At 49.7% G+C, this 23,550-nt stretch carries 27 protein-coding genes; 7 read left to right on the top strand and 20 right to left on the bottom strand.

Features of this window, described 5'->3' with window-relative positions:
• Positions 1 to 34: 34 nt before the first annotated feature.
• From ACPUC7_RS13025 to otsB, 10 genes are all read right to left on the bottom strand, one after another.
• A complete protein-coding gene (locus tag ACPUC7_RS13025; RefSeq protein ID WP_494923231.1) occupies positions 35 to 1,699 on the bottom strand; it encodes a methyl-accepting chemotaxis protein in 1,665 nt (554 codons plus the stop codon).
• A gap of 271 nt (positions 1,700 to 1,970) precedes the next feature.
• Entirely contained in the window at positions 1,971 to 3,650 is a 1,680-nt protein-coding gene (locus ACPUC7_RS13020) for a methyl-accepting chemotaxis protein (RefSeq protein ID WP_494923230.1), read from the bottom strand.
• 172 nt (positions 3,651 to 3,822) lie between these two features.
• Positions 3,823 to 4,320, bottom strand: a complete 498-nt coding sequence (cheW, locus tag ACPUC7_RS13015) for a chemotaxis protein CheW (protein WP_007892553.1) — start codon at positions 4,318 to 4,320, stop codon at positions 3,823 to 3,825.
• A 22-nt stretch (positions 4,321 to 4,342) separates the two neighbouring features.
• Positions 4,343 to 6,313 (bottom strand): chemotaxis protein CheA, encoded by a 1,971-nt coding sequence (gene cheA / locus ACPUC7_RS13010; protein ID WP_494923418.1) that lies wholly within the window; start codon positions 6,311 to 6,313, stop codon positions 4,343 to 4,345.
• A gap of 10 nt (positions 6,314 to 6,323) precedes the next feature.
• On the bottom strand, positions 6,324 to 7,337 hold the full coding sequence (gene motB, locus ACPUC7_RS13005; protein WP_494923229.1) for a flagellar motor protein MotB: 1,014 nt from the start codon (positions 7,335 to 7,337) through the stop codon (positions 6,324 to 6,326).
• On the bottom strand, positions 7,334 to 8,221 hold the full coding sequence (gene motA / locus ACPUC7_RS13000) for a flagellar motor stator protein MotA (protein WP_494923228.1): 888 nt from the start codon (positions 8,219 to 8,221) through the stop codon (positions 7,334 to 7,336). Before motA ends, motB begins: the two co-directional genes overlap by 4 nt.
• 133 nt (positions 8,222 to 8,354) lie before the next feature.
• Positions 8,355 to 8,933 (bottom strand): flagellar transcriptional regulator FlhC, encoded by a 579-nt coding sequence (flhC, locus tag ACPUC7_RS12995; protein ID WP_034821849.1) that lies wholly within the window; start codon positions 8,931 to 8,933, stop codon positions 8,355 to 8,357.
• Positions 8,933 to 9,283, bottom strand: a complete 351-nt coding sequence (gene flhD / locus ACPUC7_RS12990; RefSeq protein WP_008102850.1) for a flagellar transcriptional regulator FlhD — start codon at positions 9,281 to 9,283, stop codon at positions 8,933 to 8,935. The genes flhC and flhD overlap by 1 nt, the downstream gene beginning before the upstream one ends.
• A gap of 1,119 nt (positions 9,284 to 10,402) precedes the next feature.
• On the bottom strand, positions 10,403 to 11,842 hold the full coding sequence (gene otsA, locus ACPUC7_RS12985) for an alpha,alpha-trehalose-phosphate synthase (protein ID WP_494923227.1): 1,440 nt from the start codon (positions 11,840 to 11,842) through the stop codon (positions 10,403 to 10,405).
• Entirely contained in the window at positions 11,839 to 12,627 is a 789-nt protein-coding gene (gene otsB, locus ACPUC7_RS12980) for a trehalose-phosphatase (protein WP_494923226.1), read from the bottom strand. The genes otsA and otsB overlap by 4 nt, the downstream gene beginning before the upstream one ends.
• 527 nt (positions 12,628 to 13,154) lie before the next feature.
• Between otsB and ACPUC7_RS12975 the strand changes: the two genes are divergently transcribed.
• From ACPUC7_RS12975 to ACPUC7_RS12950, 6 genes are all read left to right on the top strand, one after another.
• A complete protein-coding gene (locus ACPUC7_RS12975) occupies positions 13,155 to 13,448 on the top strand; it encodes a hypothetical protein (protein ID WP_494923225.1) in 294 nt (97 codons plus the stop codon).
• A gap of 152 nt (positions 13,449 to 13,600) precedes the next feature.
• Complete coding sequence (locus tag ACPUC7_RS12970) at positions 13,601 to 14,275, top strand: outer membrane protein (protein WP_494923224.1); 675 nt, start codon at positions 13,601 to 13,603, stop codon at positions 14,273 to 14,275.
• A 302-nt stretch (positions 14,276 to 14,577) separates the two neighbouring features.
• Positions 14,578 to 15,729 (top strand): lactaldehyde reductase, encoded by a 1,152-nt coding sequence (gene fucO, locus ACPUC7_RS12965; RefSeq protein ID WP_494923223.1) that lies wholly within the window; start codon positions 14,578 to 14,580, stop codon positions 15,727 to 15,729.
• 161 nt (positions 15,730 to 15,890) lie between these two features.
• A complete protein-coding gene (locus tag ACPUC7_RS12960; protein ID WP_494923222.1) occupies positions 15,891 to 16,088 on the top strand; it encodes a hypothetical protein in 198 nt (65 codons plus the stop codon).
• A complete protein-coding gene (locus tag ACPUC7_RS12955) occupies positions 16,088 to 16,888 on the top strand; it encodes a hypothetical protein (protein ID WP_494923221.1) in 801 nt (266 codons plus the stop codon). Before ACPUC7_RS12960 ends, ACPUC7_RS12955 begins: the two co-directional genes overlap by 1 nt.
• 114 nt (positions 16,889 to 17,002) lie before the next feature.
• Entirely contained in the window at positions 17,003 to 17,203 is a 201-nt protein-coding gene (locus ACPUC7_RS12950; RefSeq protein WP_494923220.1) for a hypothetical protein, read from the top strand.
• Between the two features lie 23 nt (positions 17,204 to 17,226).
• Here the strand turns inward: ACPUC7_RS12950 and ACPUC7_RS12945 are convergent, their stop codons facing one another.
• From ACPUC7_RS12945 to ycgZ, 3 genes are read right to left on the bottom strand one after another with little or no spacing between them, the layout of a single operon-like run.
• The gene (locus ACPUC7_RS12945) at positions 17,227 to 17,493 is read right to left on the bottom strand and encodes a biofilm development regulator YmgB/AriR family protein (RefSeq protein ID WP_494923219.1); all 267 of its coding nucleotides are present in this window, start codon (positions 17,491 to 17,493) and stop codon (positions 17,227 to 17,229) included.
• Positions 17,494 to 17,552: 59 nt separating this feature from the next.
• Positions 17,553 to 17,843 (bottom strand): hypothetical protein, encoded by a 291-nt coding sequence (locus ACPUC7_RS12940; protein WP_494923218.1) that lies wholly within the window; start codon positions 17,841 to 17,843, stop codon positions 17,553 to 17,555.
• A 53-nt stretch (positions 17,844 to 17,896) separates the two neighbouring features.
• Positions 17,897 to 18,142: a regulatory protein YcgZ gene (gene ycgZ, locus ACPUC7_RS12935; protein WP_343553483.1), complete on the bottom strand. Its 246-nt coding sequence runs from the start codon at positions 18,140 to 18,142 to the stop codon at positions 17,897 to 17,899.
• Between the two features lie 295 nt (positions 18,143 to 18,437).
• On the opposite strand from ycgZ, the gene ACPUC7_RS12930 reads away from it, so the two are divergent.
• Positions 18,438 to 18,950, top strand: a complete 513-nt coding sequence (locus ACPUC7_RS12930) for a GNAT family N-acetyltransferase (protein ID WP_343553482.1) — start codon at positions 18,438 to 18,440, stop codon at positions 18,948 to 18,950.
• Positions 18,951 to 19,010: 60 nt separating this feature from the next.
• Here the strand turns inward: ACPUC7_RS12930 and ACPUC7_RS12925 are convergent, their stop codons facing one another.
• From ACPUC7_RS12925 to ACPUC7_RS12895, 7 genes are all read right to left on the bottom strand, one after another.
• Positions 19,011 to 19,682, bottom strand: a complete 672-nt coding sequence (locus ACPUC7_RS12925; protein WP_494923217.1) for a hypothetical protein — start codon at positions 19,680 to 19,682, stop codon at positions 19,011 to 19,013.
• Positions 19,683 to 19,735: 53 nt separating this feature from the next.
• Positions 19,736 to 20,230 (bottom strand): DUF2569 domain-containing protein, encoded by a 495-nt coding sequence (locus ACPUC7_RS12920; RefSeq protein ID WP_494923216.1) that lies wholly within the window; start codon positions 20,228 to 20,230, stop codon positions 19,736 to 19,738.
• Positions 20,231 to 20,581: 351 nt separating this feature from the next.
• Complete coding sequence (locus ACPUC7_RS12915; protein WP_494923215.1) at positions 20,582 to 21,487, bottom strand: hypothetical protein; 906 nt, start codon at positions 21,485 to 21,487, stop codon at positions 20,582 to 20,584.
• A gap of 37 nt (positions 21,488 to 21,524) precedes the next feature.
• Positions 21,525 to 21,767 carry a hypothetical protein gene (locus ACPUC7_RS12910; RefSeq protein ID WP_494923214.1) on the bottom strand — a complete coding sequence of 81 codons (243 nt, stop codon included), beginning with the start codon at positions 21,765 to 21,767 and terminating at the stop codon, positions 21,525 to 21,527.
• A complete protein-coding gene (locus tag ACPUC7_RS12905) occupies positions 21,764 to 22,129 on the bottom strand; it encodes a hypothetical protein (protein WP_494923213.1) in 366 nt (121 codons plus the stop codon). Before ACPUC7_RS12905 ends, ACPUC7_RS12910 begins: the two co-directional genes overlap by 4 nt.
• Before the next feature lie 142 nt (positions 22,130 to 22,271).
• The gene (locus ACPUC7_RS12900; RefSeq protein ID WP_494923212.1) at positions 22,272 to 22,526 is read right to left on the bottom strand and encodes a hypothetical protein; all 255 of its coding nucleotides are present in this window, start codon (positions 22,524 to 22,526) and stop codon (positions 22,272 to 22,274) included.
• Positions 22,523 to 23,550 (bottom strand): VENN motif pre-toxin domain-containing protein (locus tag ACPUC7_RS12895; protein ID WP_494923211.1); only part of this gene is annotated, 1,028 nt, incomplete at its 5' end. The genes ACPUC7_RS12900 and ACPUC7_RS12895, both read right to left, overlap by 4 nt.

Raw genomic sequence — 23,550 nt, 5'->3', positions numbered from 1 at the left:
GGTCGGCATTCATGCCGACCTGGTTTTTGCCGGATTAAAACGTTTCCCAGTTGCCATCGCTTACCGGCGTAGCGACCGCTTTGCGTGGCGCGCTGTTCACCACACGAGAAACCGCTGCCTTAGCCGGTTGCAACTGCGCGGCGCGAGGAATGCGGAACACCGATACTGCCTGGCTCAAACGGCTCGCCTGCTCTTCCAGTGAAGCCGCCGCTGCCGCCGACTCTTCGACCAGCGAGGCATTCTGCTGCGTGACGCGATCCATCTCGGTCACCGCTTGTCCCACTTGATCGATACCGCGGCTCTGTTCATCGGAAGCCGACGCGATTTCGCCCATGATATCCGTCACGCGCGTTACCGCACCGACGATGTCATTCATGGTTTCACCGGCGGTGCCCACCAGCTGTGAACCGTTGTTCACGCGATTGACTGAGTCTTCAATCAGCCCTTTAATCTCTTTCGCCGCCTGCGCACTGCGTTGCGCCAGATTGCGCACTTCGCCAGCCACCACAGCAAAACCTCGGCCCTGTTCGCCAGCGCGTGCGGCTTCTACGGCGGCGTTCAGAGCAAGGATATTGGTCTGGAAAGCGATGCCGTCGATTACGCTGATAATGTCAGCAATTTTCTTCGAACTCCCGGCAATTTCGTGCATGGTACGCACCACGCCATCAACGACATCGCCGCCTTTACGTGCGGTATCCGAGGCGCTTAAGGCCAGCTGCGAAGCCTGACGCGCATTCTCAGCATTCTGTTTAACGGTGGCAGTGAGCTGTTCCATGCTGGCAGCAGTTTGCTCCAGCGATGCGGCTTGTTCTTCGGTGCGTGCCGAAAGATCGTTATTCCCGGCAGAAATTTCACTGGCACCGGTGAAAATCGCATCGGAACCGTCACGCACATTGCCCACGGTAGTGACCAGCGACTGCTGCATCTCATGCAGGCTGGACGCCAGTTGGCTCATTTCGTTACGCCCTTCTACGGTGATGGTTTGCGTGAGATCGCCCGCAGCGATGTGACGAATATGCGCCAGCAGTTGATGCAGCGGCTGAATCAGCACGCTACGCAAGCCGAACCAGCAGCCGACGATCACCGCTACCACGATGATGGCGACTGACGCCAGCAACCACATCATGGTGTGGAACGCTTGTTGGTTTTGCGCCACGCCTTCGGCAGATAAGGCACTCTGCGCGCTGCGCCACTTTTCGTAAGTAGCTTTCATCGCCACCTGCTTGGCTTCGATGTTTTGCGCAAACATACCTTGCAGATCGTTGGCCTTCAGGCGCTCCAGCATCGCTTTCAAGCCGTTGTTGAAGGCGGCGTAATTCGCTTCTAATTCATCGCGCAGCGCATCCGGCAGACCTGGAGTGCCGGGCAGATCGTAATAACGCTGATAGTGCGCGGCCGCGACATCGAGCTGTTTTTCTGTTTGGCTGATTAAGGCCGAAAGTTGGCCGCCATTGGCCTGCGCAGCCATGGTGCCCTGCATGCGCAACATGGCGCGGTTGAGGACGGTGCGCGTTTGGTTCAATTCGATCCACGCATCTGACATCGCAGCAACGTTGTTGGTTGAGGTCTGCGCCACCGCAAACGCCTCTTTATCTTTTTGTAACGCCGACCAGAACAGGCCGCCGGACAGCAATTGCAAAGCACCAAAAACCAGCAGGACGGCGATTAGGCTGGTGACGACATTGATTCGTTTTAACATGGATTCTCCAGAGATAGGTGTTGGCTCCCCCTGTTATCGACCGCCGTTGTGAATTTTTCAGGGCGTTTAAGCTACTTTACGAATTAAAACTCTGCGTTTAAGCATGATTACAGTGTTTTATAACTAAAGAAATTAACAGTAAAAAAAATGCGCCTTTATCGGGTGAGCAATAAAGGCGCATTAGTGTGGGTCACCATAAATGGCGACCCTACGGGTAAAGTGTCTGCGTTTTCGTAGGGCCGGCATTCATGCCGACCTGATTAATCAAAACTTAAAACGTTTCCCAGTTGCTATCACTCACCGCCGCAGTAACGGCTTTACGCGGTGTACTCAACGTCGGAGGCGCAATTTGCGGATGACGCACCGCGGCTTTCGCCTGCGAGGGTGCCTGGCTGGCGCGCGGCACGCGGAATACCGCCACCGACTGGCTCAAGCGGCTCGCCTGCTCTTCCAGTGAAGCCGCCGCCGCCGCAGATTCTTCCACCAGCGAGGCGTTCTGCTGGGTCACGCGATCCATTTCTGTAACAGCCTGGCCAACTTGATCAATACCACGGCTCTGCTCATCAGAGGCCGAGGCAATCTCGCCCATGATGTCAGTGACACGCGTCACCGCATTAACGATATCGCTCATGGTCTCACCGGCGGTGCCGACCAATTCAGAACCGCTGTTAACACGGCTAACCGAATCTTCGATCAAGCTTTTGATCTCTTTCGCCGCCTGCGCACTGCGCTGGGCCAGATTACGCACTTCACCGGCAACCACCGCAAAACCACGGCCCTGCTCACCGGCACGCGCGGCTTCAACGGCGGCGTTCAGCGCCAGAATGTTGGTCTGGAAGGCGATGCCATCGATCACGCTGGTGATATCGGCAATCTTCTTCGAACTGCCCGCGATATCGCTCATGGTGCGTACCACGCCTTGCACTACATCGCCGCCCTTCTGCGCGGTTTCCGATGCACTCAATGCCAACTGCGACGCCTGACGTGCGTTTTCCGCATTCTGTTTCACTGTCGCCGTGAGCTGTTCCATGCTGGCGGCGGTCTGTTCCAATGAAGCAGCCTGCTCTTCGGTACGTGCCGAGAGATCGTTGTTGCCCGCAGAGATTTCACTCGCGCCGGTAAAAATGGCGTCTGAACCGTCACGCACATCACTTACCGTGCGCACCAGCGACTGCTGCATATCATGCAAGCTCGACGCCAACTGGCTCATTTCGTTGCGACCGTTGACCGCAATACTTTGCGTTAAATCACCCTGCGCGATGTGCTGAATGTGTTGGATGTTGTCATTCAGCGGTTTGATCAGGATTTTGCGCATGCCGAACCAGCACAACGCAATTACCGCCACCACTAGCGCCATCACCGCAGCCAGCAGCCAGATCATATGCTGATAAGCGGAAGTGTTGGCGGCTACGCCCGCTTCGGTTAAACGATCCTGGTCGGCACGCCATTGGCGATACTCTTTCAGGAAGGCATTTTGATTTTGTGCGACCGGCGCTTTACCGGCTAGCACCAGATCTTTTGCCAACAGTGCATCCTGCAACTGCCCTAATGCGCTGGCATAAGCTGTATAGGTTTCATCTACACGCTTATTCAGTTCCACATCCTGTCCCGGCGTGTCTGGCGTGGACTTGAACAGTTGATAATTATCCGCTGCATTTTTCTGGAACGCTTTGCTGTCGTCATACAGACCGGCAATATCCGCTTCCGCGCCGGTGAGTTTGCTGGTTGCCATACGCAGTTGAATACGGGTGAGTACCACACGGCTCTGATTGAGGCTCATGTAAGCGTCATTGATGGCGGCAGTATTTTTGCTCGCCAGTTGTGAAACGTTGAAACTGGATTTGTCATCGCTGAGCGCTTTGAAAAACAGCGATCCGGATAACAACTGGAGGAAGCCAAACACTAACAACACCAGCAGTAAACTGGTGACAACGCGGATTCGTGTAAACATAGTTTGCCCTGGAAAATAGAGAAAAGTTGGTACACAACAGTTATCGACCAGCGGCGGGGAATATTGAGAGAAAAAGTAGGGTTTTTCGATCTTTTATGATTGATTTACAAGGAAATTAATTCACTACAGTGATGATAACGGGCTGCCGAAACAGCCCGTTTTTTAATGCGGATTACGCGGTACGCAGATTGTCTACTAGCGCCATCTCTTCGCTGCTCAGCAGCTTCTCGATGTCGACCAGAATCAGCATACGCTCGCCGAGCGCGCCGAGTCCGGTCAGATATTCGGTTGACATCGTGACGGCGAATTCCGGCGAAGGACGGATTTGCTCTTGCGTCAGTGACAGCACATCAGAAACGCCGTCGACCACGATTCCCACCACGCGCTGCTCCAGATTCAGTACGATCACCACGGTGTTCTCGTTGTAATCGACATCCGGCTGCGAGAATTTCACGCGCAAATCGATAATCGGCACGATCACGCCACGCAGGTTGGTCACGCCTTTGATGAATTCTGGCGTGTTGGCGATGCGAGTTACCTGATCGTAACCGCGAATCTCCTGCACTTTCAGAATGTCGATACCGTACTCTTCGTCACCCAGTGTGAAAACTAAGAATTCCTGGCCCACGGTTTCGCCAGCGATTTTGGTCACGGTTGCCATGTCAGTCATTTTTTTACCCTTTCGTTATCTATTACGCTGCGGCACCGGCCACACGCTTTTCACGGTTCAACGATTGCAGTGCTGAAACATCCACAATCAGCGCCACGCTGCCATCGCCAAGGATGGTGGCGGCTGAAATGCCTGGCACTTTGCGGTAGTTGCTTTCGAGGTTCTTCACCACCACCTGATGCTGACCAATCAACTGATCAACCAACAGTGCGTAGCGACGACCTGCGCTTTGCAGAATCACCACGATGCCTTGTGTCGCATCAGTTTTGGCGTTCTGCACTTCAAACACATTCCACAGCTCAACCAGCGGCAGATATTCGCCACGTACTTCCAACACGCGCTCGCCACCGGCCAACGGTTTCAACTCTTCGGCGGTCGGTTGCAGTGATTCCATCACCGCATTGAGCGGCAGAATGAACACTTCGTTAGCCACACGCACTGACATACCATCGAGGATCGCCAGCGTCAGTGGCAGCAAGATGCGAATGGTAGTGCCTTTGCCCTGCTTCGATGAGATTTCGACGTGACCGCCCATCTCCTGAATATTACGTTTCACCACGTCCATACCGACGCCACGACCGGAAACGTCGGTGACCTGCTCGGCGGTGGAGAATCCTGGCGCGAAGATCAGCATGCCGACTTCTTCGTCGCTCATGCTGTCGCTCACCGGCAAACCGGATGACAACGCTTTGGCCAGAATACGTTCGCGGTTCAAGCCGGCACCGTCATCAATCACTTCGATGCAGATGTTGCCGCCTTGATGTTCCGCTGATAGCGTTAAGTTGCCGACGGCAGTTTTGTTGGACGCCAAACGTTTTTCTGGCGTTTCGATACCGTGATCGAGGCTGTTACGCACCAGGTGAGTAAGCGGATCGATAATGCGTTCGATCAGGCTCTTATCCAGTTCGGTTGAGCTACCCAGCAGCGTCAATTCCACTTCTTTACCCAGCTTGCTGGCCAGATCGCGCACCAGACGCGGGAAGCGGCTGAAGACGTACTCCATCGGCATCATACGAATCGACATCACCGATTCTTGCAGGTCGCGGGCGTTACGCTCCAACTGGCCCATGCTGTTCAGTAGGTCGCCGTGCGCCACCGGATCCAGTGCGCCAGAGCGCTGTGCCAGCATCGATTGGGTGATCACCAATTCGCCGACCAGGTTAATCAACTGGTCAACTTTCTCTACCGCAACGCGGATGCTGCTGGATTCGCTGACTTTGGCCGGTGCAGCGGCGCGTTTCGGTTCGCGTTTCGCGGCAGGTGTAATATCGGTGACAGTGGCAACCGGAGCAGCTTCAGCCACCACTTCGGCAACAACCGGCGCGGCCGCGCTGGCGGCTTCCGGGAACTGAATTTGCGCTTCATCAATCACAAAGCACAACACCGCCACGATGTCGTCTTTACCCACGCCATCAATGGTCACTTCCAGCGAATTGGCGCCTTTTACCACATCGGAAACGGTGCCGAGATTGCCGAGCTCTTCCAGCATCAAATCGGGTTCTTTTTCTTTCAGATCAACCAGTTTGAGACGCAGGCCAGCGGCAGCAGAAACCGCTGCGGCGATTTCAACCACGTCGGCCGCTTTTGGTGCTTCAGGCGCGATGCCTTTTGCTTCCAGTGCCAGCTGACGCAGCGCTTCGCAGATGTATTTAAAGCTTTCTGCATTCGGTTCCTGCGCCGTTTTATAGGCATCGAGCTGTTCTTGCATAATATCTTTGGTTTCCAAAAACAGGTTGATGATGTCGGTGCTGAGCTGCATTTCGCCGCGGCGCGCACCATCCAGAATGTTTTCCAGGATGTGGGTGGTTTCCTGTAATACCGTAAAGCCAAATGTACCGGCTCCGCCCTTAATGGAGTGGGCGGCGCGGAAGATGGCATTCAACTGCTCGGAATCGGGCTCCTGGGGATCGAGTCCCAACAGGTGTTGCTCCATATCCGCTAACAGCTCATCGGCTTCATCAAAAAACGTCTGGTAAAAATCGCTGATGTCCATGCTCACGGGATCACCTCGGCTGTGAGGGTTGGTCTGGTGTCACCGCGCCGGTGGTCGCTGCCTTGGGCGCCGTTGCAGCCGCCGGCGCAGCCGGTGTTGCAGTGGAACCTGTTGGGGCAGTGGGAACCGCCGGTGCGGTAATGTCGGGAATAATTTGCGCCGGGTCGCTGACCTGAACGGCATCGCTCTCGGCATTCTCTTTTTCAATCGCCGCCTGGGTATCGTGGTTCAACACCAGCAGGCTGATACGGCGGTTAACCGCATCGTTGGAACCGCGATTTTTCAGTTTCATGGTGTCGGCCATGCCCACTACGCGCAGCATCTTGCCGGCGTCGAGGCCACCAATCACCAGCTCGCGCCGTGAGGCGTTGGCACGATCGGCCGACAGTTCCCAGTTGCTGTAGCCACGATCGCCGTTGGCATACTGGAAATCATCGGTGTGGCCGGCAAGACTGATTTTGTTCGGAATATCATTCAGCACCGGCGCAATGGCACGCAGGATGTCGCGCATATACGGCTCAACGTCCGCGCTGCCGGTTTTAAACATTGGGCGATTCTGGCTATCAATGATCTGAATGCGCAGCCCCTCTTCCACCATGTTGATGATCAGATGCGGGCGTAACGCTTTCAGTCGCGGATCGGCTTCAATCAATTGGTCGAGCTTTTCACGCAGGCGATTCAGGCGAATCTCTTCCAGCTTCTTTTTCTGCGCATCAAGATCGACCACTTTCTTCACTTCGCCATCCTTGCGCGTTGGATCATCGCCGCCGCCAGGAATCGGGCTTTCACTGTCACTGCTGCGTTGTCCGCCGGTCAGCGCCACTTTTAGCGGCGTACGGAAGTATTCAGCAATCTGAATCAACTCTTTCGGGCTGGAGATCGACAACAGCCACATCACCATGAAGAACGCCATCATCGCCGTCATAAAGTCGGCATAGGCAATCTTCCACGAACCGTGGCTGCCATGGTGACCTTTATGTTTGCGCTTTTTAACCAGCACAATTGGGCGATTGCCTGCTTTCATGAATTCTCATCCGAAGTTTGTTTCGCCGGATTCTTGGCGTTACGCACGTGCTCTTCCAGCTCGGTGAACGACGGACGTTCAGCGGAATAGAGCGTTTTACGGCCAAACTCGACGGCGATTTGCGGCGCATAACCGTTGAGGCTGGAGAGCAATGTCACCTTCACGCACTGCATCATCTTGGTGGTTTCCGCGCATTTCTGACGCAGAACTGACGCCAGCGGCGAAATAAAGCCGTAGGCCAACAAGATGCCGAGGAAGGTACCGACCATCGCGTGTGCCACTAAGGCGCCCAGTTCCGCCGCCGGACGATCGGCAGAGGCCAGTGCGTGTACCACGCCCATTACCGCCGCCACGATACCGAAAGCCGGTAAGCCATCACCCACCGCCGATATACTTTGTGCTGGTACTTCACACTCGTGTTCGTAGGTTTCGATCTCTTCGTCCATCAGCGCTTCGATTTCGAAAGCATTCATATTTCCGCTCACCATCAAACGTAAATAGTCGGTAATAAAATCCACCAACTGTTTATCGGACAAAATACGCGGATAGTTAGCAAAAATTTCACTCTGAGCGGGGTCTTCAATATCGCGTTCTAATGACAACATGCCTTGCTGACGTGATTTCGCCATCAGGCGATAAAGCAGCGCCATTAAATCCATGTATACAGCTTTGTTATATTTCGAGCCGCGCATTAACAATGGCAATGCTTTTAATGTCTTTTTAATCGACTTGCCATTATTGCCGACTAAAAAGGCACCAATACCCGCGCCGCCGATAATGATCAGCTCCGCCGGTTGATAAAGCGCCCCTAAATGTCCCCCAACCATCATGTAGCCGCCCAATACGGAGCCGACAACCACGATATAACCCAGAATAATCAGCACAAAAAAATCCTTACGTCCGTAACGTGTTGATGGAAGTTAAGCCAGAGAGCCGCAGGTGTTATTCACTAATCGCAGGCAAAAAAAAAGCAGCGGTATTAACCGCTGCTGGATTGTTTCCACGATGCGAACAAACTTAAACGGCGCGTTTAACCTGTTCATCCAGCAGTTGTGGAAAGGTATCGGCAGAATCTGCAGAAAGTTTACGTCTTTTTACGGCACGTGATGGCGGCTGGCACAGGCTGCAAACAAAGCTGCCTACCGGCTGATGCGCGTGGTTGATAAAGCTCCCACCACAGCACTTGCAGTCAGACAATTCCAGCATGCCACTTTCAACGAATCGCACCAGGGTCCAGGCGCGCGTCAGCGCCAACAGCGGGCCCTCGTCCGATTGCGGACACTGCTCAAGATACAAGCGATAAGCTTTGATCACCGCTTCCACACCATTGCTCAAGCCGGTTTTCAGCAGGAACTGCCAGGCATTGCAGAACATTGAGGAGTGAATATTTTGTTCCCAGGTCATGAACCAATCGGTAGAGAATGGCAGCATGCCTTTCGGTGGCGGTGCACCGCGTAACTCTTTATACAATTTAATCAGGCGACCGCGGCTGAGTTGCGTTTCGCTCTCCAGCATTTGCAGTCGTGCGCCCAAGGTAATCAGCTCCATTGCCAGCTGAATATCGCGCGCTTCCTGAACAATACTTTTTTCGGTCATTAAACGGCCCTCTTCTTCGCAGAGACGTCATCTTTCGACGCATTCCGCAGTAAGCGGCTGGATAATAAAATACCGGTGTGGATTTGCTGCAAATCATCCACGCGTGACTCTTGAGTCAGACGATTAATATGGTTGTGGTCGGTAAAACGGAACTGGCAAACCAATTGGTTGGTTTCCGCTAATTTTACCATCTCAGGTAGAGTTAATTGTGACAATGCATCTGCCATCGATTCATCGATGCCTAAACGAAACATTGCTGAAGCTTTTTCCTGGTTAATTAAACGCTGAGCAAGAAGCAAATATGACAGATTGATGTCATATATATGTTTTAGTAATTCTGATGTACCCATTTTTTTCCATCCTGATAGTCGCGACATATATACGGCCACAGAATTAAAGGTTCTATGGTTCGGGTTGCTGGTTGGTAAATCTAAAGATGGCAAAAAATAATCAGGCATACGCCAACGTGCACTGAACGTTTCCTATTTTTCGGTGGAAATCGTTCCAGTAGAGTCAAAACTCCAGGCCATTCTTTGCTTGAGTTGTAACCATCTTCCGTGACGTCTGCTTACAGTTTTTTAAGACTAATCTGAAAACAAGGCAAATCTATATCGTCTGATTTCTACATACAACGTGAGTGGTGCGAAATTTTAGATAAAGTGTGACCTGCATCACACTTTTAAGGCAAATTTTTTCACCAAAGCTTCAGCTTCGCTTTTCTGTTGTCTATTTTTTGTGCAAAAATCGTTTATTTCATTAATATTTCTTCGCGTAAGCGCCCATTTTAGGCTGTGTGGTGGATTGTCATTACGACGCGATCAGTTATCTGCTTTGTTGGCTTTAGTCTGCTATAAGACACTTAATCGTGGATCAATGGCAGCATAAAACTCTAAAACAGGCTAAATTTATCTGCTTCTAAATTAATCACTTACAGGGAATATTCCCCAGAGGCACTAACATCAAGCTGCTAGCGAAGCGTGAAGAGTGGGCGCAGCGCGCCTGGGAACTGTTAGGGCATTGTAGGGAGTGTTTAGGGTGCGGCAGGGGATGTAACAGAGCGTTACATTAGCAAAATGAATGAATTGGCAAAATTACGGTTTGCTACGTCATAACTATCGGCGTACCACCTGGAATCTTTAGGGTTGCGATGAAAAAAAGCTTTTTTTCGCTTTTGATTGCGTGTTTTTTAACCCATTCGTGCGATTTTTCTTCTGGATGAGCGGGTTAGCGCGTTAAGAAATGAAATCGATTTCGTGCAGTTATTGTGGCGCGTGAAAACGCTGCGCAGTGGTTGAGTGAATTTGGTCAGCAGAATGGCGATGACGTGAGGCTTTGGTATTCGGTCACCATAAATGGCCACCCTACGAAAAACATCGCTAGCATTTGAGGGGCGCCATTTATGGTGACCGAAAAATAGTGAGTAATTTGAAGATGGCGGCCCGTAGAGGCCGCCCAAAAACTACGATGATTTAAGCTAATTTCGGAAAGGTGGCGACTTTATTTGCCGTGCCGTGATCGGCGCTGCGTACCGGCAAGGTATTTAGGTCTTTGAGGAAACTCTCGCGCCAGTACGAAATATCCTGTTTGCGCAACACCGCCATCATATCGTTATAACGTGAAATACGTTCGGTGCGCGGCATGGTTAACGCGCGATCCAGCGCCGCCGCCACTTCATCGCGATCGTACGGATTGACGATCAACGCCGACGTCAGTTCCTGCGCCGCACCGGCAAAGCGCGACAGCACCAGTACGCCGGGATTATCCGGGTCCTGCGCCGCCACATACTCTTTCGCCACCAAATTCATGCCATCACGCAACGGCGTGATCAGACCGACATTGGTAAGACGGAAAATCTTCATTAACAGGCGGCGGTCAAAATGCTGATTGAGATAATAGAGCGGCGTCCAACCGAGCGTGCCGTATTTGCCGTTAATGCGCCCCGCTTCCGTTTCCAGTTGATGACGAATGTCCTGATACGCTTGCACATCGCCTCTTGAAGTCGGCGCGATTTGCGAATAACGAATTTTGCCGCGATGCTGCGGGAAATTCGCCAGCAAGGCTTCGTATGCCAGGAAACGTTCCGGCAAGCCTTTTGAGTAATCCAGACGTTCACAAGCAATGATATTCTGCAAATCGCCCAGATCGCGCTTCATCGCCGCCATTTTCGGTGGCAACGGCCCTTCCGCCATCTCTTTAATGGTGTCCGGTTCAATACCAATCGGATAAACCTCAGTCATAAAGGTGTTGCCAAAGGCGCGATGCTTTTTCTCACCTTTATTCTGCAACTGCGTCAGCTGGCTCAGGCTATCAAGGAAGGCCACGCGATCGGATTCTGTCTGGAAACCCATGAGATCATAGTCGCACAGCATTTCCAGCAGCTCCTGATGCGGCGGCAATGCATTGAAGATCTCGGGCGTTGGGAACGGGATATGCAGAAAGAATCCGATGCGATTATTGATACCTAATTTGCGCAACTCGGCAGCAAACGGCAGCAGATGATAATCATGAATCCACAACACATCGTCTGGCTTAAGCAGTGGTTTCAGGCGCTGCGCCAGCAAGGTGTTGACGCGGCAATAACCGTCCCAGGCTTCGCGCTGGAACTGCACCAGGTCAAGGCGATAGTGGAAAGCCGGCCAAATGACGGTGTTTGAGAATTGCAGGTAATACTGATCGTAATCGTTTTGATTCAGTGGCAGCGATGCGTAGGTAATTCCGTCTTTTTCGACCTGCGTGAGTTCCTCATCCTCTTCTTCACCTGAGAACTCGCTGATCTCTCCGTTCCAGCCAAACCATAATCCTCCGGTGTCACGCAGTGCATCCAAAATGCCTACAGCCAGCCCACCAGCGCTCGCCTTGCTACCATCGGGAATCGCGATACGGTTAGATACGACGACTAAACGACTCATAACCTAAACTCCTTACCAACATTGTCATGTTCTAGTTGTAATAATAGTTGTTCGAGCCAGTGCCATACGTCTTCAACGTCGTTGAGGCGATAACGCGCATGGCTGGCCCCTTCACCGACTTTGACAGAAATTCCCTGCATCGCGTTCACCGCGAGAAACCCTTTTTCGTCTGTCAGGTCGTCACCCACAAATACCGGAATGCGTCCGATAAATGGCGCTTCCTGCATAAACTCACGTACCGCGGCACCTTTATCGATACCTTGCGGTTTCAGTTCCACCACACATTTGCCGGGCTGCATCGCCAATTCGGGAAAGCGTGCCACCGCGTCTTCGGCCAATTGCATGATGGCGTGTTCATATTGCGGCGCGTTGCGATAATGCAGCGCAAACGCCATGCCCTTCACTTCCAGCAGCGTGTTCGGCCATTGGTCTAAGGTTTGCTGCAATTCTGTTTGCAAGGTTTGTGCGATATCGCCCGGCAGGCTGTGGCGATGCACGCGACCGGTGGCATCACGCCGTTCGGCACCGTGCACACCGGCGGCGGGCGCTTCAAGTGGCGCAACTAAAGCGTCGAGTTGCGCAATCGGGCGGCCAGATACCAGCGCCAATGCGCCGTGGCTAAGATTGGAGATTTGTTGCAGATGCTGACGCACCGAGGCGGGAATGGAAACTGATTCGGGCTGCGATTGAATCGCGGCCAATGTGCCATCGACATCAAAAAAGAAGGCATAAAGTCCGCCGCTTAACGACGGTAACGTACTGTTCTGATTAACCGCGGGGGTCACGACTCTCCTCCTGTATCCTGGGCTTTAGCTTTCAGGATGCTCGGAGTCAGGCTGCGTAATGCTGCGTACAGTGAGATTTTGCTAATAACATGCTGTTTTGCTGCGAAACTCTCCACAAGCCAACAAGATAATCGCTCACACAGCAACCTGACTGCGAACATCGTCAGCATTAAGTGTAGACGCAGATCACGATTTTGCCAGACGGGCTTGGTTTAGGTGGCGTTAAAGTTGGATTTTCGGGCGCTTCGCTTATTTTTCCCGCATCGCTCAGCGAAACGCTTAATTCACTAAGCGGACGTTTTTGTCGCGGCGCGATTTATCGCGCAACCGGGCAAAATTTCCCAGATTAAGTCGGCTTGCATCAATGTTGGTGATTGGCATATGGTTCGTCTACCGCGCGGTTACAGCGCGGAATTAGGGCGCTTCAGAGCATAAATCAGCGCTTTTAGATGACTTTCGGCAGGAATCCGGCAAATGGAAAACCGATCAACCTCACATTTTTATCATGTTGTGGCGGGTGAAAAACGATGATCCCGAATAGCTACAGCCAGCGCGTTCACTTCTATTACTGCATACTGGTGGCGCTGAAAATCAATGCGAAAACCAAGAAGTCGGGCGGCGTGCGCGGCAAGAACAACTTTCTGCTCAAATGGCTGCGTAACGCGCAGAACAACACTATATTCCCACCGGATATCACCAGCGAGATCGAATGGCTGCGTGGCAAGATCATTAGCTCAGGCCCAGATACCGATCTCGAGCCGATGCTGCAATATGTCTATGACACCGCGAAACGCGCCGAATCGATGCGCTTAGGTTTGTGATGTTAATGCCGGTTTGCCGGCTTTTTCCTGCGTAGTTCTACCTATTCCCTTGCGTAATCAACCTAATATTTTCCCAATTTGGCTTTTCATATGATTCGTCACCAGGAACGCTAGCGCTCCGTTTATCCCACTGACGAAGAGAATGGATTCATATGAAAATTAAAGCATTATGCAGCACCTTAGCCTTAATGATGTTCGCCGGTTCCGCTGTCGCTGACGAAGGCTATTACGGCTCGGCCAAATATCTGCAAAACCAGCAAAACGCCAAAGAGATGAACACCAGCTCACGCCCTGGCGTCGGCCAGTTTGTAGCTGGTAATGAGAAAGCCCACCAAGCCACCGCCGCACTGGCGCTAGGCTATCAATGGGGCAACGGCTGGCGCACCGAGGGTGAATATACCTTTGCGCAAGGCGCAGAATTCACCAGCGGCTCCTCCACTTTTGCTACCAGCTACAACCACCTGCAAACCGATGTGCAGCGCCTGATGTTTAACGTCTATCGTGATTATGATTTGGGTTACAACTTTTCACTGTATGGCACCGCCGGTTTGGGTGTGAGCCAGATTAAAGCGGGCGGCTGGCAAGGTGTGGTATCACGCGAATACGCATCCAGCACGCAAAATAATCTGACTTATAGCCTTGGCGCGGGTATCAGCTATACGCCAATTGAGCGCGTTTCAATCGACCTTGGCTATCGCTACGTGGATATGGGCAAAATTGAGAGCGGTTACAATAACTTCGTCAATGCACGCGGTTTGAAAGATGAGCAGATGAAAGCGCATCTGGTTGAAAATCAATTCACCCTTGGCGCACGTTATTTGTTCTGATGCACGTTATTTAAAGCAATAAAACCCGCATCCCAGATCGCACGCATCGTAGCGGTGCGATTTATCGCGCTGTGTTGATCTTGTAAAATCAACTGAACGCGATAAATCGCGCCGCTACGACATGTGCAAGTATTAACCCACGCCTATCCCAACTCCAGCCAATTAGAAACAGCGCTTTTATTGAGGCAACGCAATATCTGTATGTCGGTTACGCCGTAAATCTAGATGCGGTTAAAAACATCCTATCTTGATGAATTTAATCGAAAAAAATTAAATCTGGCATCTACGTGAAGGTAATTAACATGATTAACAGAATGATCCTCAATGAAACCGCCTACTTTGGCGCTGGCGCGATTAATTCGATCGTCGATGAGATCCACAAACGCGGTTATTCCAAGGCCTTAGTGGTCACCGACAAAGATTTGATCAAATTTTCGGTAGCGACGCGCATCACCGATCTGTTGGCAAAGCACGACCTGAGTTTTGAAATTTACGACGCAGTCATTCCCAATCCCACGGTGGATGTGGTGCATGCCGGCGTTGAGGCTTTTCGCCGTTCGGGCGCAGATTATCTGATTGCCGTCGGTGGCGGCTCGCCGCAGGACACCTGCAAAGCCATCGGCATGATGATCGCTAACCCGGAATTCAACGATGTGCGCATGCTGGAAGGCGGTGCCGCCACACGCAATCCATCGGTGCCGATCATCGCCGTGCCGACCACTTCTGGCACCGCCGCTGAAGTCACCATCAATTACGTCATCACCGACGAAGAGAAGAAGCGCAAATTCGTTTGCTACGATCCGCATGACATTCCAGCGATTGCCATCATCGATCCCGAGATGATGGCCAGCATGCCAGCCAGCCTGAAAGCGGCAACCGGCGTTGATGCCCTCACCCACGCGATAGAAGGTTTTATTACCCGTGGCGCATGGGAAATGACCGACATGTTCCATCTGAAAGCCATCGAAATTATCGGCCGTTCGCTGCGTGACTCGGTAAAAGGCGTACCCGCGGGCGTGGCGGACATGGCGTTGGGCCAATACATTGCTGGCATGGGCTTCTCCAATGTCGGGCTCGGTTTGGTGCACGGCATGGCGCATCCACTGGGCGCGTTTTATGGTACCGCGCACGGTATCGCCAATGCGGTGCTGCTGCCGCACATCATGGCATTCAATGCTGAATTTACCGGCGAGAAATATCGCGATATCGCCCATGCGCTAGGCGTGAAAGGCGCTTATAGCTGTTCATTAGGTGAAGCACGCACGCTGGCGATTGATGCAGTGAAAGCGCTTAATCGCGATATCGGTATTCCACTGCGCCTACGCGATATTGGTATGCGAGAAGACGATGCGCCCGCATTGGCGGCGGCGGCATTTGCCGATGTGTGTACCGGCGGCAACCCGCGTGAATGCAACGTAGAGATGATCACTGCGTTGTATCGCAACCTGTTCTGATTACCCGCTAGAAGCAGCCAGTGGTTAATATGGCTGCTTTTTTTCTGCGACAGATTAATCTGGAAACGCTACGATATTACTGATTATCCGTCAGCAAAAACCGGGTAATTCTCTGGTTGTGCCATACTGCCTGCACGTTAATTATGCAGGATCGCACGCTTATGTTTCGATTTTTAACTTCCCTGTTTGGCAGCCCAGAAGCATTAATGCAGGTGATGACGCGCCAGGATATTAAAGAATCCATTCAGGAAGGTGACCGGATTATTATCGATGAAGACGGTAACGCTTCGGTTAATCCGTTAAGTCCCGAAGTACAACGCGATTTTGCTGCACACATCAATACGCTAAAGGATATCTAATGGGCACCGCAATATTCATGGTCATGATGGTATGCGGCTATTGGTATACCAGTCGCGACATGTCGAGCCGCTTAAAAATCAAACGTTCATTTGGCTGGGATGTTTATTTTCTCATCGCGCTGTATGGCTGTATTTTCGTGCTGCAAGGCGTACTGGCGACCGGGATTATTTGGCTATTGCTGTTGTTCGCTTCAGGTATCAATAACGCCTTTGCGCTCTATTCTTCCGAGAATGTGCATTGGAACGTCGATTTCATGACGTGGAGCTTCCTCGGTATTCAAGCGCCAGTGGTGTTGATGTTGGCATTTGCCATTATGTTTTGTATGTATCGTTCCAATTGGGCTGGCAGCGCCCGTCTCACCGCTGGTAGTCGTAAAGAGTTATATCAATATCTTTCGCGCTCCAATGGTATTGAGCAATTACTGCTGCAATGTATGGAAGAAGGCCAATTGGCGTGGGTGACGCTGAAATCCCGTCGCATTTATATCGGCATGATTCATGCGGCAACGTTTGAGCATGCCAGCACCGCCAATATCGTGCTGATTCCGATGCTCAGCGGATACCGTGATTCGCGTACCTTAAACCTGGCGATTGAGCATAATTACAGCCAGTGGTATCACAATCACAATATTAATTTCTCTTCATCGCCGAAGAGCGCATTGGAATTTCGAAAAGTGATTATGGTGCATCAGATTGAGAGTTTATCGCTGTTCGATCCTGCTAGCGCCAGCGCATTAGCCATTGGTAATCAAAGCGGCGGAAGAAGAAGGTGGCATCGAAAATCATTAACGCTTAAATAATGGCTATTTAACGCTGCGCTTATTCAGCCGTTATTTAAGCGAAGCGCGAGAAAAGACTATCGTCACTTTACTCACTGTGTCAGACTGTATATATATACAAGTCCCGGAGGTGGCGTGAGAGATGATAACGGTTTAACGTCGGACCTTTATGCAATAATAGGCCAGGCTGTTGCGGAATTTATCAAGGAAGAACGCAGCTTTAAAGCACATGATATTTCATCATCGCTGCATGCTATAAAATCAAAAAGCAAGGATGAAGAGCTGCGGCACCTATGCGATGCCGCGATGCGTTTGCTGGCTGATTTGATGCATTAATTATCGTGTGATATATCGCACTATCACGCATCGTCTGGCGTATAACCCACTACGATTTCCAGGGTGCGACGCAAGATATCCGCTTCGCCTTCAGTCTGCGTGGATTCCAGCGCCATGATCAGCCAGAGAATAATCGATTTATTACTTACGCGCCCTTCTATCGCCAATACTTCACGAATCACTTTCGATAATATCGCCGCTTCGTTTCTTAACGTATTGTCTGCCGTGCGAAAATGCTCTGCCAACTCGGTGTCAGGCAGCGCAGAATAAAGATCATGGTTTTCCAGCATGATTCCAGTCCCGAAATAATAGCGATACGCTCAAATGTTTTTAAACGTCAGCCTAACGATTAATGCTTGCGGTTGCTGCCTGAACTTTCCTGATTGCCAAACAGTTGCAGGACGTTATCGGCTGAAGGCTGTTCTTCACGGCGCTTCTTCCCGGCCAGAATACTGTCTCGCACATCATTGATGGCGGCGATAACGGCTGCACGCTGCTCATTATCGCTGCTTTGCTCTTTCATCAGCATCAGCTGGTCAATCAACGCTTGGGTATTCACCGGACCTGATAGCTTTAGTAGCGTCAGCGCGGCTTCCCCAATAATTTCATCGATTATTTTCTGCTGTTCACTTCTATTCATAACGAGTTATTCATTTCAGAGTAAATGTCGCGCAATACAACCGGGACTTTGCATCAGTTATCACGCTCAAATAATAGACCAATTAGTTGGTGGTAATGATGTTCTTCTTCTGCGTTAGCCGCGATTTCCAGACGACGTAGCAGTTTGGTGCAGAGCGATTTGCGGTTGAGATTACGTCCTTCACGCAGGATTTCAACCACAATTTGTCCCAGGGTTTCCTGCTGTGACGGTAAAGAAGCTTTGCTGAAGTAGTTGGCAATGGCCTCGACTGAACTCGGCGTATATCCATTCTGACGCATAGTTGACCCCAAATAAGTTAATCAGCTGTCAGGCAAAGTGGCCTGGTTAAAGTTGTACAAGTATTGGAAACCTGTACAGGGAGCATAATGAAGTTTTTCCGCGCAAATTTGTTGCAAAAAGTGCTACCGCCGCGCAATTAGGAAAACGAGAAGCCGATAGTTTCCTAAAACGTCTTGCTCAGCGCTCAGAGTTCACGTTGGACGATTGGGTTTTGCCGCACAACGCGCTATGGTGTCTGACCCTAAGAATCAAACGATTATGTTTAATAATAAGAACGTAGAAAGGATGTCTGGCATGGAGTTCACCATACGCAAAGCTCGGGCAGAAGATGCAGATTTGCTGCACCTGCTTGGCCGCATGACCTACAGCGCGCATTTCAAACATATGTGGGTTTCCGCAGAAGAACTGGATGCCTTTATTGACAAAGAGTACGGCCTTGTCGAGCTGAATAGCAGCCTGGCGGCACCGAATGAGAGTTGGCTGATCGCTGAAACCGATAAGCCAGTCGGCTTCGCTAAAGTGACATGGAACACGCCAGTGCCAGATTCTGGCATGTCCGGTGCGCTGCTGAATAAGTTGTACTTGAATCCCGAAGAGACCGGCAAAAATTACGGCCGCTGGATGTTCGAGAGCATCATTAATGAGGCGCGAGACAAGCACGAAGGCTATCTGTGGCTGGAAGTGTTGGGCGATAACGTCCGTGCGCGCAAGTTCTACGAAGCGTTTGGTATGCAGCATATTAAAGACATCCCGTTTGTTACCGCTTCGCAAACGAGCGTGATCAATATAATGGGGATGGTGATTTAGTTCTGATATTCAATGCGGCATGAATGATTAACGCTCAATTATTCATACCGCACTCATTATTTATTTAGCTAATAAACGTGGCAGCTGGTTGTTCAATTCCAGCAGGCATGCATTCATATACTTTTCAGTTTCCATTTTTACTTTAGCGTAACCGCCAGCTTGCCACTCAGCTAAAGGGGCATCAACCGGTGTCGGCGCGCATTCTGCGACGATATAAGAGGAGAATGGATTATCCGTTTCAGGCTGTTTGTAAAAAACTAGTTTATATTTTAATTTATAGGAAGCATCAGCGTTAGTCACTTCGTTATAAATTAACGACCATGTTGCTCGACCAACATAAAGCGGCCGCTTGTATACATAGCCCGATTGTTGTTTGGATAACCACTCACCGATATTTACTTTTGCTTTCGGGATAAACCAGGATTCCGTTGGGTTTGGCATGGTTTCAATGCTGTTGCCTTTATAAACTTCTTTATCGAAGCTATTTGTGCTAAAGCTTCCTGCCAGCACACCCAATGCAGCGAGCCCCATATTAACGCCAGCATGCGTTGGTGTGACTTCGCGCAAGTTTTTGTCGCCAATGCGATTATTATTTAAGTTCGGATCAACCAGCACGCTCATGATATCAAGCGATGCGCCATTTTCCGCCTTAACGTTCTCAGGTTTTACCTTAGACGCACATCCAGTTAACATCATTAAGGATGCGATTGATACTACGATAGTTTTATGCATGTTATTTCCTTTTTATTTATGAGTAGAGATTGTTCTCATCTCTGCTTTACTAGTTAACGGATAAATGTTCTTTTTACACGAACAGATATTAGAAAATAGGGAATCCAAATTGCAGCTTGAATCACTCTTTGGGTTATTCTTTTAACATCAGCCCCATCAATAGGGACTTGCAAAAAATGGCTTATCATCCAGATATCGCAAAGATCATACAAAATAATTGAAATAAGAAAAACAATATAGGCTATTGGAAGTCTACGTTTCCTCCTGAAAAATAAACTGCCGATGTAAATGCAAGCCACCAAAATGGAGAACATCATTATCACATCAAGTATTGACAGGATTTTCAAAGCACTTGACATCGCGTTATAATTGCCGGTCAATAACGGAATATCGTCTAGCAACCGCTTAAAAATTAAAAAAGCACTGAACATCAAACCAATAAAAGGAACCCAAAGCCACCCCCCAATTTTACTAAACATTCCTTTTTCACATACAGCACAATAGTCAGAATCGCTTAAAGCAGTTCCATTACACTTGATACATTCCATATTTTTCTCTTTTAATAAACTGAAGTTCTATTAAAGGTAATAAACACCCTCTTAAAACCATGACACTAAAAACACTTGGAGCATAACTCTGCTCGTTAGTTAGTCGATTGTCTATGCATCTAACTTTTATATTTCGTTTACTATTTTTTAATAAGGACCAAGTCAGCACCTTTGAACAAATTCCCCCTAGATAGTTTGTTCATTTACAGTGCAATAGACTACGCGCAGAAAAAGGGTCTTAAGAAGATCCAGCTCAAAGGCTGCCGCTAACGTGTATTTTTATTCACTCAACCTTACTAACAATGAACTACTTCCTATGCCAGCGGCTTAAATCAGATATCTTAACACTAACTATCTGATGTAAAAGTATGTTATTCCCTTATTCATAATTAGTGCTGGCAACCCGTATTCTTGCTCAGCTGCCCGGTAAATAAATACCCATTTTGGTAGCTCTTTACTTAGTTTCTGTAAAATGCGCAGTTTTTTGCGGGCAAGCTCTGGCGTATTAATTACATCCCCACGAGAAAGAGCGCTTACATCCAGAGAACTTCCCCCCATAGCCCCACTGAACAGGTAACTTTTTCCGTCTGAATTGCTTTTTAGGAATGATGGCGTTTCATACATTCCTAAAACGCCACTCTGGCTCATGAAATAACCACAGTCTGGACGGTGTACCTTCGATCTGTATTCATCCACACAGCCTAGATCCTCATCAATAAAACTCACCCCAACATGGACGGTTTTACCTACGTTTTTACCTTTAAAAAACGATTCAATAACACTGCTATATCCTCTATTCATAATATTTTCAGTGCTATCCATTTCTACGTTCCTGAACGCTGTTTCTGTAGCCTTTCTCATCGTATCAATGTACAGGCGTATAGCTGACTCTTGGTCTGAGGCCAGCATATGAGGAAGCCAAGCAATCAATCCCGAACGCTCCCAATCTTCTGATGCGAAACTTTTAGGTGGATATACTGTTATCAGCCTTCTGAGATCAATATAACTCAGATTATACGACGAAATGTCATCAGGACTTCCCCAGTAATAGAGTTTATTACCAGAGATTTTCAGGTCTTCAGGGGAAACATCCTTGTCTTTCCAAGGGTCCTGCTTGGATGCTACAAATACATTCCAAGCATAGCTGTGGGATGGATCATATTTGAATCTTCCATTAACGACATCATTTGTTAGCAGGCATCCTGACAGGGTGATAGCTACAGATAACAGGGCAATAAACCGGGTGAGTTTTTTCACTATATGACTCCATTCATCGAAAAAAACATAAAAGTTACTATAAATTATGTTTTTTTGTTTTTCCAAAGAGATTAAAAATCAAAATACTTAACCATACTGCGGTTCCAGCAATAGAGCCAAATACAATAGCTCTTTCAATTTGGTTTCTAGGGAAATTAAATATCCCATCTTTTAAATAAGATACTGAAGATATAATCAGCCCAATAACGAACAACGCTATTATAAAAAATGCACAGCTGTACATTAACAACGCTACATATTTTCCGAAAGAACGGATCATTTGTTAGCCTCTTTTTTCGGTTGCGAGTGTGGAGTAGGCTTGTTGATATCTTTCACAAAACCATTCGTAAATTCGAACACGCCACCACTACCAATGTCATACGTAAGTCCAGGAATGGAGTTATCTCCGATTACTTTTTCTACAATATTTGGAGCGTATTTACCGAAGGCTCCGCCAAGACCTGAACCAATAGCAGCACCACTCAACGCCAAGGGATCTGGCCCATCAGTAAACGCTGTTCCTCCCAGCGCAATCCCAACGTTTTTCCACAGACCACGTCCCGGAGCAAGACTGCCAGTCACTCCCGCTGCAGCCGCGCTCCAGTAATCGAACGACTTATTTTCGCTGCCTTCTTTACTCATGTCATAGAACTGATAGCCCGTGATAGATCCACTTATCCCAATTACTAATCACCCATTCGGTACTTATTAGTAAGTTGTTGGCCAAATAGTAATCTTAAGGAAAGGGAAGAACATTGCTATTTGCAATTCCTCCTTCCTGAAATTAAAAACCTTTAACTTTGAATGTTCGTAACAGAACTATTCCAAGCCCTAATATGGCCCCTCCAAAACCACCGATTTTAACCCCGCGAAAAATTTCATGCCATGTCAATTCAAACTCATCAGTTAAAAGCCATAAAATGATTGAAAAACATAATTTAACTAATAATCCTGCGATTACCACTGACAGTAAACAGCCAAAAAAGATGCAAAAGTTAAGAGCTAATTCTTTTTTTAATTTATCGCTATAGATGCTCATTTTTTTACCTTGTCAATAATTTTTTGAGCTTCAGAACCGGCGTATTCAGAACTGGAGGAACCACTAACGTTTCCTATTGCCCCTGGAATCTTACTTGGCAACATCTCTTTGGATATACCCAGTTGCCCTTTAATCTCCGTGTATTTCAATAGGTCTGGATTGAACTTCGGATCCCAACCACCTGTAACCGACTTACCTGTTGCGTTTGCAATTGGCTTAACAAGCAAGTTGCCTACACCATACCCCACACCAGCGCCAAGACCGGTTGTAATTGCTCCCTTAAGAGGATCATCTCCATTTAGATGATTGGTCAGAGCACCAGCGCCGGCATTCCATGTCATTGTTCCAGTGAGGCCATTTCCCATAGTGATGACATTTGCCCAGCCTGCAATAACAGAGTTCACCGGATTTATTTCACCATTACCAATATATTGCATTCCTGCGTTAGCTCCGGCACCTATAGCCCACATAGCTTGTGCTGGTGCTGATAGGGATGCAACACCACCTGTTGCTAGCGCTCCAGCCATAGCTTTATTAACAGCCTCACCACGGCGGCAGGACTCTGAAGAAGGATCATCAGCACAAGACATTACGTCCTTCGCGTGCGCCTGCAAGAACTTAATTTGTGATTCTTCATTCCCCCCAAAGAGATTATTCTCAACCGTCGTCTTACCCGACTGCGCAGCCGCCACCGCATCCGCGCTGCTGTCGCCAGTCAGCCCACCTGCTAATCCCGCCGCCAGTGTGGCCAGCGCGCTGACCGTTTGTTTCTCCGTCTCGCTCAGTTCGCTGACCGGTTTGCCATAGGCGCTGACCGCAATCATTGCCGTCATCTCTGCCGTGGCGGCACCCGCGGCGCCAACCAGCGCGCTATTGCCCTGCGCTGCGGCTAACGCTGCATTTACCGCCGCGTGCGCCAGCACTTTTCCGGCAGGATCCAGCCCGCTACTGCCAATGATGTTTGCAATGTACGGCGCCGAGCCGCCCGCCAGCGCTTTCGCCAGGTCGCCGCCAGCCAGTCCCT

The sequence above is a fragment of the Pantoea sp. CFCC18179 genome, from assembly GCF_059412405.1.
The sequence above is the reverse complement of the archived record's forward strand: the minus strand, read 5'-3'. Positions and strand labels throughout refer to the sequence as shown.